The following is a 14,952-nucleotide window of genomic DNA, read 5'->3' as shown; positions in this document are numbered from 1 at the left end:
GCCCTCGACCGAGGGCGTGCACAGGACAGGAGCACGGATGGCAGAGCACGACCGGCAGCGACCTCACCGGCCGCCGCACTCGCGCCGTCCTGCCGCTCTAGTCGTCGCCGTTGTGGCTGCGTGCGCCCTGCTGCTGTCGGCCTGCTCGGACGGCCACATCGACGTCCGGTCGGTGCCCGGCCTCGGCTGGCCCAGCTACGGCGGAAACTGGGCCAACTCGAACTTCACCACCGCCACCGTGCCCGACGACCTCGCGCTGTCCTGGCAACGTCCCACCGGCGGCCCGATCACCGCGCCACTCACGGTGTCGACGCGGTCGAATGTCGGGGTCACGTCGAACACAGCCAACGGCTGCAACACCTTCGTCTTCGACCCGAATTCGGGCCGCAAGAACTTCTGCAAACGGATGCGCGAGGGCGTCGAGGTGTCCGCACTCCTGGTGGATCAGTACGACCAGCCCTACATCGGCGAACAGACGACGTTCCTCGCGTTCAACGCGGGCGGCGCGATCCGCTGGCGCACACCCGTTCTGGGTGTACCGCTGTCGGCCAAGTTCGCGTCCCCCAGCATGGCTCTCATCGTGACCACCCTGGGACAGATCCAGCTGCTCGACACCCAAACGGCCGAGCCCGTCGCGCCCGAGGTGCTTCTTCGGCCCGACGCCGACCCCAACGACCCGCTCTTCGGCTTCGGTGAATGCGTACAGAACGGGCCGCGCTGCGTGATCCCGGCGCCACCCGCGGTCGACCCCGTGCACGAGCGCTTCTTCCTCAACATGTGGCCGCCCGGCGCGATCGCCTCGCAGGTCCGGGGATTCGGCTACTCGATGGCCGACGGTAAGCGGACGATCCGCGAGATCTGGCACAACGACGTGCCGGGCGGGATCGTCGGTCCGACCACGCTGTCCGTCGACGGCGCCACCGTGTACGCGTTCTCGCGACTCGGCCAGATCGTCGCGATCGACGCCGCTACAGGCAAGACCAGGTGGACCTACAACAACGGCGGCTACGGCTTTGCGACGATGTCCGTCTCCCCCGACGGCCTCATCATGCCGACCGGAGTCGCCGGAGCACCGCTGACGCTGTTGCGCGACAAGGGCGACCGCGCCGAATCTGTCTGGACGCGTACCGATCTCGCGACCGTGAGCCTGTCCACGTTGACGGCATCGGGCACGGCATGGACCGTCGTGCGCGATCCGGGCAAGCAGACGCTGTCGCTCACCGAGGTGTCGACCACCGACGGCGCCACCAAACGCCAACTGCCGCTACCGGAATCGATCGGCTTCGCGACCGGCGTCGCGGTGTCGCCGAACGGACAGATCGCGGTCGCGACGCACATCGGCGAGGTGTACTTCTTCGACAGTGCCGCCAACATCAAACGCTGACGACAGATTCTTGTCGGACCCCGGCGATAGTCTGTGATCAGTTTCGAGATCAGATGACAGCTCGCCGGCGCTTCTTGTCGGTGGTCTCGGCTACCGTGGTTTTCAGCAGGTCACCAATGATGAAAGATACTCATCGGCAGTAGGTTTCGCCGATGCACCACGAATGATGACGACAAGCCCACCCTCAGATGTGGAAGGTTCCGTCATGCCCACAACAACAGCTCCTGCCCTGTGCCGTCGCCACGCATATCGGCGAGGTGCACTTCTTCCACAGCGCCGCCAGCATCAAGCGCCGACGACAGATTCTTGTCGGACCCCCGCGATAGTCTGTGATCAGTTTCGAGATCAGATGACAGCATGCCTCCGTGGCGACAGCCAGATGATGACCGTCCATTCTTGTCGGTGCCCCCGGCTACCGTAGTTCTCAGCAGATGAAAGACACGCATCGGCAGCGGTTTTCGCCGATGTATTTCCAACGATGACGACAAACCCACCCTTTTGATGTGGAAGGTTCCGTCATGCCCACAACAACCGCCCCCGCCCCAAACACTGACAGCCCACAAGTCGCCGACGCCCAGCTTCTCGACCCTGAGGGCTACCTCCAGGTGCTCACCGCGATCCGCGCAGCACTCTGGGACCTCCCACCCGGCGGCACCACACCCAGCGGCCGCCAAGCACACACCGCGATGACCCTGCTCATCGAACTGCGCGCCATCCTCGACCACCACGCCGCCACCACCGCCGCCACCCTCGACCGCCTCGGCGTCGCCCGCCACACCACCAGCAAAACATCGGCACTACTGATCGCCATGGGTGTCGCCCCGGCAGTAGCGCACCGCTGGTTACGCATCGGTACAGCACAGACACCGACGTCGCGGCTACCCGGCTACACCGCCGACGGCGCAATATCTGGCGAACACGCCGACGCCATCATCGGCGGTATCGCCCACATCGGCCGACGAGCCCCCGACGGAATCTGTGACGAGGAGCGAGCAGACATCGAACACACGTTGATCGCGCAGGCCATGTCCGGCGCCACCCCCGCCGACATCGCCACAAAATCACGAGAACTGGGCAACACCTACGCCATCACCGCCGCAGGAGTCCCACCCGGAGAGGACCGCACCATCAACGAGTTCACCGTCACACCCACCAACGGCGGCCGCGTCGCCGTGCGCGGCGACCTCGACACCGTCACCGGCGAAAAACTCACCGCCGCCATCGAATCCTTGAACACACCCCGACCCGAACCCGACGGCTCCGACGACGCCCGCACCCAAGGTGCCCGCAACGCCGATGCCCTCGAACTGATCCTCGACGCCGCCGCCGTCGCCGACACCACCCTGGCCACACCACCCACAACCCAAGTCTCCGTGCTACTCCCGGCCACCGCCCCCGACAAAGCCAGCCTGCAATGTCTGGGCCCCATCAGCCCCACCACCGCATCACTGCTCACGTGCGACTCCACCGTCACCGACGTCGTCATCGACGGAGAAACCGTCCCCCTGCAGATGGGCACCAGCAAACGACTGTTCCCCGCACACCTACGGCGAGCCATCATCATCCGCGACCACTGCTGCATCAAATGCGGCGCCCCCGCTGGGCGCACCCACGTCCACCACATCACGTTCTGGAGCCACGGCGGCCCCACCGACCTCGACAACGGATGCCTACTCTGCCCGTCCTGCCACGCCTACATCCATGCCAGCGACTGGGACATCATCATGGGCGCCGACCGCCACCCCTGGCTCGTACCACCCGCCACTATCGACCCCCGACGAACCCCACTGCCCGCCTACAACCGACGCACCATGACCCTCGACGACCGCATCGCCGCCTGAGCCGAGATCCGTCGTAGGTTCCCTACGCCCGCTGCCTGAGGTGCGAGCCTGCGAGCCTCGAAGGCCACCGCCTAGCAATTTGACCGCCTGACACTTTGACCGCGCAGCACCTTCCGCGCACCCGACCCGTCGGGACCGCGCACGCCCTTTGAGAACTCCATAGACCTGACTTTTATCACCGAATCGGACATTGGTGGTCGGGATTGCGCTGACCTGCGGCGACGGCTTGGCGTGGGCTGGGATTTGCGCACTAATTCGGCGTTCGTAGGCTACGGGTGTGGCGTATGTGCGGACAGTGAAGACGGCGTCGGGAGCGACGGCGGTCCAGATCGTGCATTCCTCGCGACGCGGGTCACGCTCGATTGAGCATCTGGGGTCGGCGCACGACAAGGCTGCGATCGAGGCGTTGAAAGCTGTTGCGGCTCAGCGCATCCTCGGTGATCAGGGCGAGCTGGATCTGGGATTCGGGGCGGCCGGGGTGTCGGGTGGGCCGCTGCCGATCACGTCGTCGAACATGGCGCACCTGTGCGAGGCGCTGTCGGGGGTGTATCGCGAACTCGGTTTCGCCCGCGCTACCGGCGCTGACCAGGTGTTTGAGGAGTTGGTGATCGCCCGCATCCTGGAGCCGACCAGCAAACTCGACTCGCTAAGTGTGCTTGCCGAGGCCGGACTGACGCCGATGTCGTATCCCACGCTCAACCGGCGCCTGCCGATGTTTGCTGAGCCGGTGTGGCGGCAGAAACTGGCTGCGGCGTGCGCGGCGTATGCCGGCCTCGACTCGGCCACCCTGGTGCTCTACGACGTGACCACGCTCTACTTCGAAACCGACAAAGCCGACGGCTTCCGCGAGCCCGGATTCTCCAAAGAACGCCGCCTTGAACCACAGATCACTGTCGGGTTGTTGACCGATGCGTCCGGGTTTCCGCTGATGGTGGAGGCTTTCGAGGGCAACAAAGCAGAAACGCTGACGCTGATGCCGACGTTGCGGGCGTTCATGACCGCCCACCAGCTCACCAACGTGACTGTCGTCGCGGATGCCGGCATGATCTCCGCGGACAACAAGGCAGCGATCGAAGAAGCAGGCTTGTCGTTCATTCTTGGTGAGAAGATCCCGACCGTGCCCTACGTAATCAGTAAGTGGCACAACGACAATCCCGGTCGTGAGATACCCGACGGGCTGATCTTGACCCAGCCGTGGCCGGCAACCTCCAAGACCCGCCACCGCCGTAACCAGGTGGTCTACTACCAGTACAAGGCCGATCGGGCGCGGCGGTCACTGCGCGGTATCGACGAGCAGATCGCCAAGGCGCAGAAGGCAGTCGAGGGCAAGATTCCGGTCAAACGCAACCGATTCGTCACGCTCAAAGGGGCGGCCAAGAGCGTGAACCGCGAGTTGGAAACCAAAGCCCGCACTCTGGCCGGGTGGACGGCGTATGCCACCAATATCGACTCGCCCACAAGCGATTTCGTGATCGGCACCTACCATGAGCTGTGGCGGATCGAAAAGAGCTTCCGGATGTCGAAATCCGACCTTGCAGCACGCCCGATCTTCCACCGCAAAGAAGACTCCATCCGCGCACACCTCGCAGTCGTGTTCGCCGCCCTCGCCATCACCCGCATCATCGAAGCCCGCACCGGCTGGTCGATCAAGAAGTTCGTCACCACAGCCCGCCGCTACCGCACCATCACCGTCCAAGCCGGCAAGCACACCATCACCGCCGCCGACCCCATCCCCGACGACCTCAACGAAGCACTCCAGGCCATCCGCGAACCTACGCACTAATTGATAGAAGTCAGGAGCCTGCGAGCCTCGAAGGCCACCGCCTAGCAATTTGACCGCCTGACACTTTGACCGCGCAGCACCTTCCGCGCACCCGACCCGTCGGGACCGCGCACGCCCTTTGAGAACTCCATAGAGAACCCAGCCACGCCGCGGGTGAAAAGCGTTCAGCCCCACCGCCCGAGGTGGGAGGTGGGGCTGAACGCGACATCCGGCCCGCCGCCACCGGCGAAGGTCCGCCGGTACGCCGACGGTGACATGCCCAATTCACGTCGCAGGTGATGTCGGAGAGTGTCAGCCGTGCCCAGCCCCGACAATTCCGCCACCGCATCGACCGACAGGTCGCCGGATTCGAGGAGTTCACGGGCGTGGTCGACGCGCCGCTCCAATACCCATGCGCCAGGCGATTTTCCGGTCTCTGCACGGAATCGCCAGCTAAACGTCCGAGGACTCATCTGGGCGACCGCCGCAAGCGCCGGCACCGACAGGTTCGCGGTGAGATTCGACATGGCCCAACCGCGGACCGCGGCGGTACTGTCGTCGGTCTCGGGGACATGGCGATCGATGAACTGCGCCTGGCCGCCCTCCCGCCAGGGCGGCACTACGCAGTGCCGGGCAACCCGGTTGGCCACTGCGACACCGTGGTCACGCCGGATCATGTGTAGACAAAGGTCGATTCCCGCCGCGAGTCCGGCCGAGGACAACACGTCGCCGTCATCGATGAACAGCACAGACTCGTCGAGGTCGACGCGCGGGAACAACCGACGGAAGTCGTCCGCGTAGCGCCAGTGGGTGGTTGCGCGCCGACCGTCGAACAGTCCGGCGGCCGCGAGGACAAAAGCTCCGGTACAGATCGACACGATGCGTGCGCCCGGCCGTACGCTACGAAGAGCGTCCGCGAGGTCGTCGGGCAACCGCCCGTTGTGACGAGCGGTCGACAGACGAGTACCGGGGACGATCAGGGTGTCAGCCGACGAGACCGCCCCGACGCCCGCGTCTGCCACGAGCCCGTATCCCGATGTCGTCGGGAGCGGCTCGCTGCCCAGCGAAGCCAGGGTCACGTCGTAGAGGCGCCGACCCGCATCGTCCGTGGCCTGCCCGAAGATGAGTGGCGGAATCGTTGCGTCGAAGCCGACCACTGGTGGAACAAGCAATACAACCACCGAGTGCCGACGAGAGTTGGCATGATCTTCCGACATATTGGCGATTATGCCACTGGTATTGCGCCTCGGTCATGGCCGATTCTGATCAGGTGAAACCAACCGTGCCCTCGCCTTCATCCGGTCGGTCTGCCTCCGCGCCCGAATCGGCGATACGAGCCGGCGGCCGGCAGTGGGCGTGGATTGTTGCTGCGGTCAGTTTTGTCGCCATCCTCGGAGCAGCCGGATTTCGCGCGGTCCCCAGCGTGATGATGGATCCGCTACACAGCGAATTCGGCTGGTCACACGCCACCATCGGCGCAGCGATGTCGGTCAACATGGTGTTGTTCGGCGTCACGGCGCCGTTTGCGGCTGCGCTGATGGATCGTTTTGGCGTACGCCCAGTGCTGGTATCGGCCCTCCTGCTGATCGCGGCCGGAACCGGCCTCGGCGTATTCATGACCGCGAGTTGGCAACTGCTACTGCTGTGGGGAGTCTTGGTCGGCCTGGGCACAGGTTCGATCTCGATGGGCTTTGTTGCAACCGTCTCGACGAGATGGTTTGTGCGGCACCGTGGACTTGTCACCGGACTGCTGACCGCGGCGGGTGCGACCGGTCAGCTGATCTTTCTGCCAGTGGTCGCGCACATCACTGACGCATTGGGTTGGCGCTGGGCGTCGATCGTCGTGGCGCTCACCGCGCTTGCCGTGGTGCCCCTGGTGGCACTGCTCATCCGCGATCACCCGCGCGATGTCGGCACCACCGCCTATGGCGCGCCACCGGACGCGCCCGACGATCAGGTACCCAACGGAAGCTTCGGTGCGGCGGTGCAGGGTCTGCGCCAGGGCATGCGCGTACCGGCATTCTGGCTGCTGGCAGCAAGCTTCGCGATTTGCGGGATGACGACCAATGGGTTGATCGGCACGCACTTCATCCCCGCAGCTCACGATCACGGCATGCCGCCCACGGTTGCCGCGTCGCTACTCGCGACCATCGGCATCTTCGACGTCGCCGGCACGGTCCTTTCCGGATGGCTCACCGACCGTGTGGACCCGCGCATCCTGCTCGTGGTGTATTACGTCGGACGCGGGATGGCGCTGTTCACGCTGCCCTCACTCCTGTCCCCGCACGCCGAGCCGAGTACCTGGGTGTTCATCATCTTCTACGGATTGGACTGGGTCGCAACGGTTCCGCCGACGATCGCGATCTGCCGGCAGTACTTCGGCGCCAACACCCCGGTCGTATTCGGTTGGGTGTTCGCCTCTCACCAGATCGGCGCCGCGATCGCTGCGGTGGGTGCCGGCTACATTCGGGACACCAACGGCAACTACAACGCAGCCTTTCAGATCGCAGCGGGCCTATGCCTCTTGGCGGCAGTGCTCTGCGGAACGATCGCACGCGGACCAGCGTCAGAATCGGACACCGGCTTCGCACAGGAATCCGACGCCCTTGCGCCCGATCCGGGTCACCACCAGCGACAGCGGTCGTGAGCCCTTGAGCTTCAGCCGTTTCCGTAGTCGATCAGGGTCGACGTCGAGGCCGCGGACGAGGATCTCGAGCGTCCCGCAATCGTGGGCGGCGAGCGCCTTACGTAGTGCCTTCTCAGCGATGCCGACCTGCTCGACGATCCGAAACCCCCGCTCCCCCGCCGGTACGGAATCACCGGTGAGATAGGCGATCTGCGGGTCGAGTAGCCCAAGTCCGTGGCGGTATGCGTAGTGGCGGACCAGTCCCGCGCGGACGATCGCGCCATCCGGATCGACGATCCACTCGCCGATGTCGCCGACCGGAACATCGTCGGGCTCGCGATCGGTGACCTCGTCGGAGGTGACCAGGCCCTCGGCTTCGGTGCGCAAGACGGTTGCACGTCTGATGGGTTCCATTCCCGGACCCGACCACAACACCGCCTCGCGCACCCCGCCGTCGAGCGAGGTGACCTGCACCTCGCCGTCGAAGCCGAATCGATTGCGCAGCATCGAATAGTCCAGGCCGGGAGCACATTTCACGATGAGCGTGCGCCCTGAGTAGTTGGTCAGCAGGTCGAGTAGCGGCGGAGCCAATTGGTCGAGACGGAACACACGACCACTGCCGGAGCGACGCGCGGGGTCGGCGAGCACCACGTCGGCCGTCGACGTCGGGGTGAGTGCGTCGGCGACGAGGAGGGTCGCACCGGGAGCGTTGTGCTGCGCCATGGCAAGACGGATCCGATCAAGATCGCTGCCGATCACCCCGCGGATGCCGGCGCAGCGTTCCAACTCGATGAGTTCGGCTCCGATCGAACACGTGATGTCGTGTACCACCGCATCCGGGAAGCGGGCCGCGATCTCGGCCGCGCGATGCTCGGCAACCACGCTGTTGGTGGCCTGTTGCAACGCCTCGTCCGATAGCAGGAGGTCATCCGCGCCACGTAGTTTCCCGCGCGCCCGCCGGCGACACGTCACCGTCTCGATCAGGGCAGCATCATGGCCGGCGTAACGAGCCCGAAGTTCGGCGATGTCGGCGAGCATCGACGCCGCCGACAAATCCAGCGACGACGCCACCTCGAGCGCCTTCTCCCCGTGCCTCGACCGCAGAAACTTCACGTCGTCGAGGCTGAACGAATATGCCATCTCGCTCAGTCCTCTCCGGCTTCGGTCCGGCCCAGGTCCCAACTGCCGACCGGCTCTGCACCGACCGGCCACAGCCTCAGTTCGATGAAATGACCGGGCAGTTCGTCGGCCAAGCGGGACAACAGTTCCCGACCTCGGCGCTCGTACTCGTGTGCCCACGCCGGGTCGTCCCACCTCTCGCGATAGTGGAAGTGCTGTTCGAACAGTTCCTGCCAAGCAAGCAGGTCACGCGTCAACCCCGCCGACAACTCGAAGTGGTCGGGCGCCGCAGGCCCGTCGGTGATCCACAGCGGCCAATCGACGAAGTACTCGCTCATCAACCGCACCGACCGATCCGGCGGACTTGGGTCGGCGGTCGCGTTCACCGCGTCATTCCGGCTTGTAGCCGCTGACCACCACGTTGTAGAAGAACTTGGGCGGCACGATCTTCCGCAGCACGTTCTCGTCGAGCCAGGTCATGCGCTTCCAGCCGCCGAACGCGAATCCGGCCCAGCCCCAACCGAGTTTGTCGGCGGGTACCGCGGCCTCGAAGGTACGGACCGGCCAACCGAGCATCGCCGCGGCGAGTTCCTCGGTGGCGGTCTCGACCTTGTGCGCACCGGCGCTCGTGGCGATCCCGGCGAGTTCGTCGGGATCGAAGGTGTGGATGTCGACCACGGCTTCCAGCGCGGCCGCGCGCGACGACTCGTCGAGCTCCTCCTGCGGACGACGCCAGCCCTGCAGCGGACCGAACTTGGTGATGCTGGTTGTCGCCCACCAGGTTGCGCGGCTCATCCACCGTGCGTAGAAGTCACCGATGGTCGACGGCTCACCCGCGAAGATGAAGCGACCACCCGGCTTGAGTACTCGGAGCACCTCACGCAGCGCCTGCTCCACGTCCGGAATGTGGTGCAGCACAGCATGTCCGACGACGAGGTCAAACGTGTTGTCGTCGTAGGGGATCTTCTCCGCGTCGGCGACCCGGCCGTCGACATCGAGTCCGAGATTCTCGGCGTTGCGCAGGGCAACCTTCACCATGCCCGGCGAGAGATCGGTGACCGACCCCTTCTCCGCGACACCGGATTGCATGAGGTTGAGCAGGAAGAATCCGGTGCCACAACCAAGTTCCATCGCGCGGCCATACGGCAGATCCTCGGAAGTGGCGACCGCGTCGAATCGACCACGCGCATAGTCGATGCAGCGCTCGTCGAAGCTGATCGACCACTTCTCGTCGTAGGTCTCGGCCTCCCAGTCGTGGTAGAGCACCTGGGCGAGTTTCGTGTCCTCGAGAGCGGCCTTCACCTGCTCCTCGGTGGCGTGCGGATTCGGTTCCGGATCGACGTCCGGCGTCACGTTGGTCATCTCTGTCTCCCCTTGTCCCAGCCCTACTTGCCGAGGAATTCTGCCTTGCCGGGACCGTTCTCGACGAACGACTTCATGCCGATCGAGCGGTCCTCGGTGGAGAACAGCGCGGCAAACACCTGCTCCTCGATCTTGAGTCCGGTTGTGAGGTCGACGCCGAGGCCCTGGTCAACGGCCCTCTTACCTGCCGCGATGGCCAGCGAAGCCGCCTTGGAGAACTGCCCGGCCCACTTGAGCGCCGCGTTGTACACCTCGTCCGGTGCGACGACCTCGTCGACCAATCCGATCTCCAGCGCCTCGGCCGCACCGACGAAACGACCGGTGAAGATCATGTCCTTGGCCTTCGACGGTCCCACGAGGCGCGCGAGCCGCTGCGTGCCGCCGCCACCGGGAATGACGCCGAGCAGCACCTCGGGAACGCCGAGCTTGGCATTGTCACCGGCGATGCGGCGATCGGCCCCGAGTGCGACCTCCAGTCCGCCGCCCAGTGCGTAGCCGGTGATGGCGGCGACCGTCGGCTTGGGGATCTCGGAGATCGCACCGAGCGAGTCCTGCAGCCGACCGGCGATCTTGCTCATCTCGGCGTAGGTCATGTCGTTCATCTCTTTGATGTCGGCACCCGCCGCGAGGACCTTGGGTCCGCCATAGACCACGACCGCCTTGATGTCGTCGCGGAGGGTGGCCTCATCCGCCGCTGCCGCCAGCTCGGTCTGCACCTGCCGGTTCAGCGCGTTCATGGGCGGCCGGTTGAGCAAGATGGTGCCCACGCCGGGATGGTCTTCGGATGTCTCGAGGGTGACGAACTCAGCCATGGTCGAAGGCTACCGGGTGGGTTGTGCCCGCCGCCTCGCCGCCCCGATGACCGAGACCACAAGCAGACCTCGACCTATGGTTGAACCATGAGTCCCGACGCGTCCGCCGGGGAACCGGTCGTCCTCACCGTGGGTGAGCGTTCCGTGCGGATCTCGAGCCCGGACCGCGTGTACTTCCCCGAACGCGGCGAGACCAAGCTCGACCTCGTCGAGTACTACCTGTCGGTGGGTGACGGCATCGTGCGTGCACTGCGTGAACGGCCGTGCATGCTGCACCGTTTCCCCAAAGGCGTCGCCGAGAAAAAGGTTCATCAGAAGCGTGTTCCCGCCGGTGCGCCCGACTGGCTGGAGACCACCGAGATCTACTTTCCCCGCTACGGTCGCACCGCCGACGAGCTGTGCGTCACCGAATTGGCATCGGTCATCTGGGCCGTGCAGATGTCGACGGTCGAGTTCCACCCGTGGAACTCGCGCCGCGCCGACCCCGAGTCGCCAGATGAGTGGCGCATCGACCTCGACCCGATGCCGGACTGCGATTTCGCCCGCATCCGTCGCGTCGCGCACGTCGTCGAAGAGCTCCTCGATGAACTCGACATCCGTGGTTTCCCGAAGACCTCCGGCGGCCGCGGCCTGCACATTTACGTCCGTATAGAGCCGGAGTGGGGATTTCAGGAGGTCCGGCGCGCCGCTCTGGCGTTCGCGCGGGAGGTCGAACGCCGCGCGCCCGACGATGTCACCACCACGTGGTGGCGCAAGGACCGCAACCCCACGGCCGTCTTCGTCGACTACAACCAGAACACGCGTGACCACACGATGGCGTCGGCCTACTCGGTGCGGGGCAACCCGCGCGCGACGGTGTCGGCGCCGATCGCATGGTCGGAGATCGACGACGTGGTGCCCGACGACTTCACCATCGCCACCATGCCCGCGCGATTTGCCGAACTCGGTGATCTTCATTCCGAGATCGACGACGTCGCACACCGCATCGACACGCTCCTCGAATGGGCCGACCGCGACGACATCGACTCTCCCGACGACTGACAATCCGGAGCCCGTCGAGTCAGAGCTTGATATCGGGTACCTTCTGGTCGCCGAGTGCGGCGAAGTAGCGGTCGGAGCCGGGAAAGCTCAGGCCGGCAAGTCCCGCGCCCGGCTTGACGTCCGGCTGGATCGGTTCGATGGCGGGTTCGGCGGCCAGCAATTCTTCGACGGTGGTGAACTCGGCGATGTGGGTCAGCTGCGCCCAGGTCGGCGGAAGAAGGAAGTGCTTGCCCGACCGCCACGCGTCCAGCGCCGCACGTGCGCTCGCCCAGCGAGCGATCTCGGCCTCTGACGTCTTGTCGTCGGCGTCCTGGCCTTCCGGGAGTGCCGCGAGGAAGAACCGGGTGTCGTAGCGGCGCTTCTCGTTGACCGGTGTGATCCAGTGCGCGATGGGCCGCAGCAGGTCTGCACGCAGCGTGAGACCCCGTGCACGCAGGAACTCGGCGAACGAGAGGGATTTGTCGACGAGTTTCGTTCGGTCGTCGTCGAGCGCTCCCGGGTCTGCGAACACACCGTCATCGTCGGTCGCGAGCAGAACACCGCATTCTTCGAAGGTCTCCCGCACCGCGGCACACACGAGCGCCTGAGCGGTCTCCTCGGTGGTGTTGAAAGCGTCCGCCCACCACGCGGCGTCGGGTCCGTTCCAGGAGAGGTCGGCATCCGCGTCGCGTGCGTCGACCCCACCGCCCGGAAACACGGTCATCCCGCCGGCGAAGGCCATCTGCTGCACGCGCCGCTGCAGGAACACCTCGATTCCGTCGGCACCGTCGCGCGCGAGAACGACCGTGGCCGCATCACGGAGTGGAGCGGGTTGGGATTCCGACGACTCGACGGATGACATGTGCACCTCCACCTCACGCCGTGGAGTCAGATCACCGCGGCATTCTCGACACTATCGGCGGCGGTAGGCGCCATCCGCACCTGGGTTCCGGGATACCTACTGCGCGGCCCGTCGCCGATGTCCGCCCGCGCGACGCTTTCGCCGCGCGAAGTAACGACCGCCGCTGACTTTGCTCAGCGCGATCTGCTGGTGGAATGCCAGCGACAAGTTCTTCTCGTTGAGCACCTCGCTGAGCAGACCCTGCGCGACGACGCCGCCCTCGGAGAGCAACATCGCATGCGTGAACCCCTCGGGGATCTCCTCGACGTGGTGGGTGATGAGCACGATCGCCGGCGAGTCCGGGTCGGCTGCGAGTTTCGAGAGACGTTCGACGAGTTCCTCGCGACCACCGAGATCGAGACCGGCGGCCGGCTCGTCGAGGAGCAGCAACTCCGGATCGGTCATCAGCGCCCGCGCGATCAGCACCCGCTTGCGCTCGCCCTCCGACAGAGTCCCGAAGGTGCGGTCGGCGAGGTGCTCGGCACCCATCGACTCCAGCGATTCGAGCGCCTGCGCGCGGTCGGCGTCGTCGTACTCCTCGCGCCAGCGACCCAACACCGAGTAACCCGCCGAGATCACGACGTCGCTCACGACCTCGTCGGACGGGATCCGCTCGGCCAGTCCAGGACTGGTCACACCGATCCGGGTGGACAGTTCACGGACCTCCACCTTGCCGAGCAACTCGTTGAGGACGTACGCCGTCCCGGCAGTCGGATGGATCTCGGCACCGGCAAGACGCATCAGCGACGTCTTGCCCGCCCCGTTGGGTCCGATGATCACCCACCGTTCGTCGAGTTCCACCTGCCAGGAGATCGGGCCGACGAGCGTGTTGCCCCCTCGGACGAGCGTCACGTCGCGGAAGTCGATGAGCAGGTCGGGATCCGATTCGGTCACCTGCCCATCGTGCCCTAGATCATGGTCGGATCGCGCGCTGGTTCGGAATACGAGAGCGTGTGTCGGCCTTGGCATTGATATGTCCGTTGATCTTTCGATTCTCGATCTCGCACAAGTCGGCCCAGGCGAGACCGTCGCCGACAGTTTCGCCGCCAGCCGCGACATGGCCCAACGCGCCGAGCAGTGGGGTTACCGTCGCATCTGGTACGCCGAACACCACAACATGTCGTCGATCGCGTCGGCCGCCCCGGCGGTGCTGATCTCCCATATCGCCGCGCACACGTCGACGATCCGTCTCGGCGCGGGCGGCGTGATGTTGCCCAACCACTCCCCGCTGTCGATCGCCGAACAGTTCGGCACGCTGGCCGAACTGTATCCAGGCCGAATCGACCTCGGACTCGGCCGCGCCCCCGGCGGCGACCAGAAGACCTTCGCGGCGCTGCGCCGGACCATCGCCTCGGCCGAGCACTTCCCGACCGACGTCCTCGAACTGCAGGGCTACCTGCGCGGACAGTCACGTGTGGAGGGTGTTTCGGCCACTCCGGGCGCCGGCACCGATGTCCCGCTCTACATCCTCGGTTCGTCGCTCTTCGGTGCACAGCTGGCCGCCGCACTCGGCTTGCCCTACGCATTCGCCTCACACTTCGCACCACAGGCTCTCGAACAGGCCGTAGCTCTGTACCGCAGTGAATTCCAGCCTTCCGACGTACTCGCGGAGCCGTATGTGATCGCCGGTGTGTGCGTCATCGCCGACGACGACGAAGCCGTCGCCGCCGAGCAATTGCTGCGCGCCAAACGACAGCGGGTCACGGCGCTCTTCGGTCGCGGTCGACGGTTCACCGACGAGGAGGCCGACGCCATCCTCTCGGTGCCGCAGGGCCGTCAGATCGATTCGATGCTCACCTACGTCGGTGTCGGTACGCCCGTGCAGGTCCGCGAGTATCTCGACTGGTTCACCGACCACGCCGACGCCGACGAACTGATCCTCGCGTCGCTCGCGCCGGATCGGACAGTGTGGCGAAACACGTTGGCACACTTGGCTCCGGCGGCAATCCCGTCACCGACGGCCGCCCCCAGCGCCGGCTGAAGCTCCTTGAGGGAGTGGGTCCAACAACGCAGCCGGCCCACCTCCGCTCCCTGAGCTGAGTTGCTCGAGACGCTAGCCGAGAGTCTCGAAGGGCCGGTGAGACAAGGCAATTGGGGGCAAAGCAGAGACTGTCACCAGGGCGAC

The 14,952-nt window shown here is 65.6% G+C and carries 13 protein-coding genes; 6 read left to right on the top strand and 7 right to left on the bottom strand.

What is annotated here, in order from left to right; genetic code table 11:
• Positions 1-37: 37 nt before the first annotated feature.
• The 3 genes from ABZW74_RS05770 to ABZW74_RS05760 all read left to right on the top strand — a co-directional run bounded on the left by ABZW74_RS05770 (position 38) and on the right by ABZW74_RS05760 (position 5,008).
• Complete coding sequence (locus ABZW74_RS05770) at positions 38-1,384, top strand: PQQ-binding-like beta-propeller repeat protein (RefSeq protein ID WP_240857501.1); 1,347 nt, start codon at positions 38-40, stop codon at positions 1,382-1,384.
• A 518-nt stretch (positions 1,385-1,902) separates the two neighbouring features.
• Positions 1,903-3,225, top strand: coding sequence for a DUF222 domain-containing protein (locus ABZW74_RS05765; RefSeq protein WP_355274794.1), 1,323 nt, complete (start codon positions 1,903-1,905; stop codon positions 3,223-3,225).
• Between the two features lie 277 nt (positions 3,226-3,502).
• Entirely contained in the window at positions 3,503-5,008 is a 1,506-nt protein-coding gene (locus ABZW74_RS05760) for an IS1634 family transposase (RefSeq protein ID WP_355274791.1), read from the top strand.
• A gap of 164 nt (positions 5,009-5,172) precedes the next feature.
• On the opposite strand, the gene ABZW74_RS05755 is transcribed toward ABZW74_RS05760, so the two are convergent.
• Complete coding sequence (locus tag ABZW74_RS05755; RefSeq protein WP_355274789.1) at positions 5,173-6,204, bottom strand: helix-turn-helix domain-containing protein; 1,032 nt, start codon at positions 6,202-6,204, stop codon at positions 5,173-5,175.
• 113 nt (positions 6,205-6,317) lie between these two features.
• Here ABZW74_RS05755 and ABZW74_RS05750 point away from each other — a divergent pair, with 113 nt between their 5' ends.
• Entirely contained in the window at positions 6,318-7,634 is a 1,317-nt protein-coding gene (locus ABZW74_RS05750; protein WP_240857606.1) for an MFS transporter, read from the top strand.
• Here the strand turns inward: ABZW74_RS05750 and ABZW74_RS05745 are convergent.
• The 4 genes from ABZW74_RS05745 to ABZW74_RS05730 are packed head-to-tail and all read right to left on the bottom strand — an operon-like array spanning position 7,554 to position 10,906.
• Positions 7,554-8,753, bottom strand: a complete 1,200-nt coding sequence (locus ABZW74_RS05745; RefSeq protein ID WP_355274786.1) for a class I SAM-dependent methyltransferase — start codon at positions 8,751-8,753, stop codon at positions 7,554-7,556. The genes ABZW74_RS05750 and ABZW74_RS05745 overlap by 81 nt on opposite strands.
• A gap of 5 nt (positions 8,754-8,758) precedes the next feature.
• Positions 8,759-9,070 carry a hypothetical protein gene (locus ABZW74_RS05740; protein WP_240857496.1) on the bottom strand — a complete coding sequence of 104 codons (312 nt, stop codon included), beginning with the start codon at positions 9,068-9,070 and terminating at the stop codon, positions 8,759-8,761.
• Between the two features lie 52 nt (positions 9,071-9,122).
• Positions 9,123-10,094 carry a methyltransferase domain-containing protein gene (locus tag ABZW74_RS05735; protein ID WP_355274782.1) on the bottom strand — a complete coding sequence of 324 codons (972 nt, stop codon included), beginning with the start codon at positions 10,092-10,094 and terminating at the stop codon, positions 9,123-9,125.
• A gap of 23 nt (positions 10,095-10,117) precedes the next feature.
• On the bottom strand, positions 10,118-10,906 hold the full coding sequence (locus ABZW74_RS05730) for an enoyl-CoA hydratase-related protein (protein WP_240857494.1): 789 nt from the start codon (positions 10,904-10,906) through the stop codon (positions 10,118-10,120).
• An 87-nt stretch (positions 10,907-10,993) separates the two neighbouring features.
• Between ABZW74_RS05730 and ligD the strand changes: the two genes are divergently transcribed.
• Entirely contained in the window at positions 10,994-11,947 is a 954-nt protein-coding gene (ligD, locus tag ABZW74_RS05725) for a non-homologous end-joining DNA ligase (RefSeq protein WP_240857493.1), read from the top strand.
• Between the two features lie 19 nt (positions 11,948-11,966).
• Here ligD and ABZW74_RS05720 read toward each other — a convergent pair whose 3' ends face one another.
• Positions 11,967-12,788 (bottom strand): NUDIX hydrolase, encoded by an 822-nt coding sequence (locus tag ABZW74_RS05720; protein ID WP_355274778.1) that lies wholly within the window; start codon positions 12,786-12,788, stop codon positions 11,967-11,969.
• A gap of 96 nt (positions 12,789-12,884) precedes the next feature.
• On the bottom strand, positions 12,885-13,721 hold the full coding sequence (locus ABZW74_RS05715) for an ABC transporter ATP-binding protein (RefSeq protein WP_240857491.1): 837 nt from the start codon (positions 13,719-13,721) through the stop codon (positions 12,885-12,887).
• A gap of 79 nt (positions 13,722-13,800) precedes the next feature.
• Here ABZW74_RS05715 and ABZW74_RS05710 point away from each other — a divergent pair, with 79 nt between their 5' ends.
• Entirely contained in the window at positions 13,801-14,808 is a 1,008-nt protein-coding gene (locus tag ABZW74_RS05710) for an LLM class flavin-dependent oxidoreductase (protein WP_355274774.1), read from the top strand.
• The last annotated feature ends 144 nt before the right edge of the window (positions 14,809-14,952 follow it).

Source organism: Gordonia sp. NPDC003585, from assembly GCF_040610755.1.
In the GTDB taxonomy this organism is placed as follows: Bacteria; Actinomycetota; Actinomycetes; order Mycobacteriales; family Mycobacteriaceae; genus Gordonia.
Note: the sequence above shows the minus strand (reverse complement) of the source record. Positions and strands in the feature narration are given on the sequence as shown.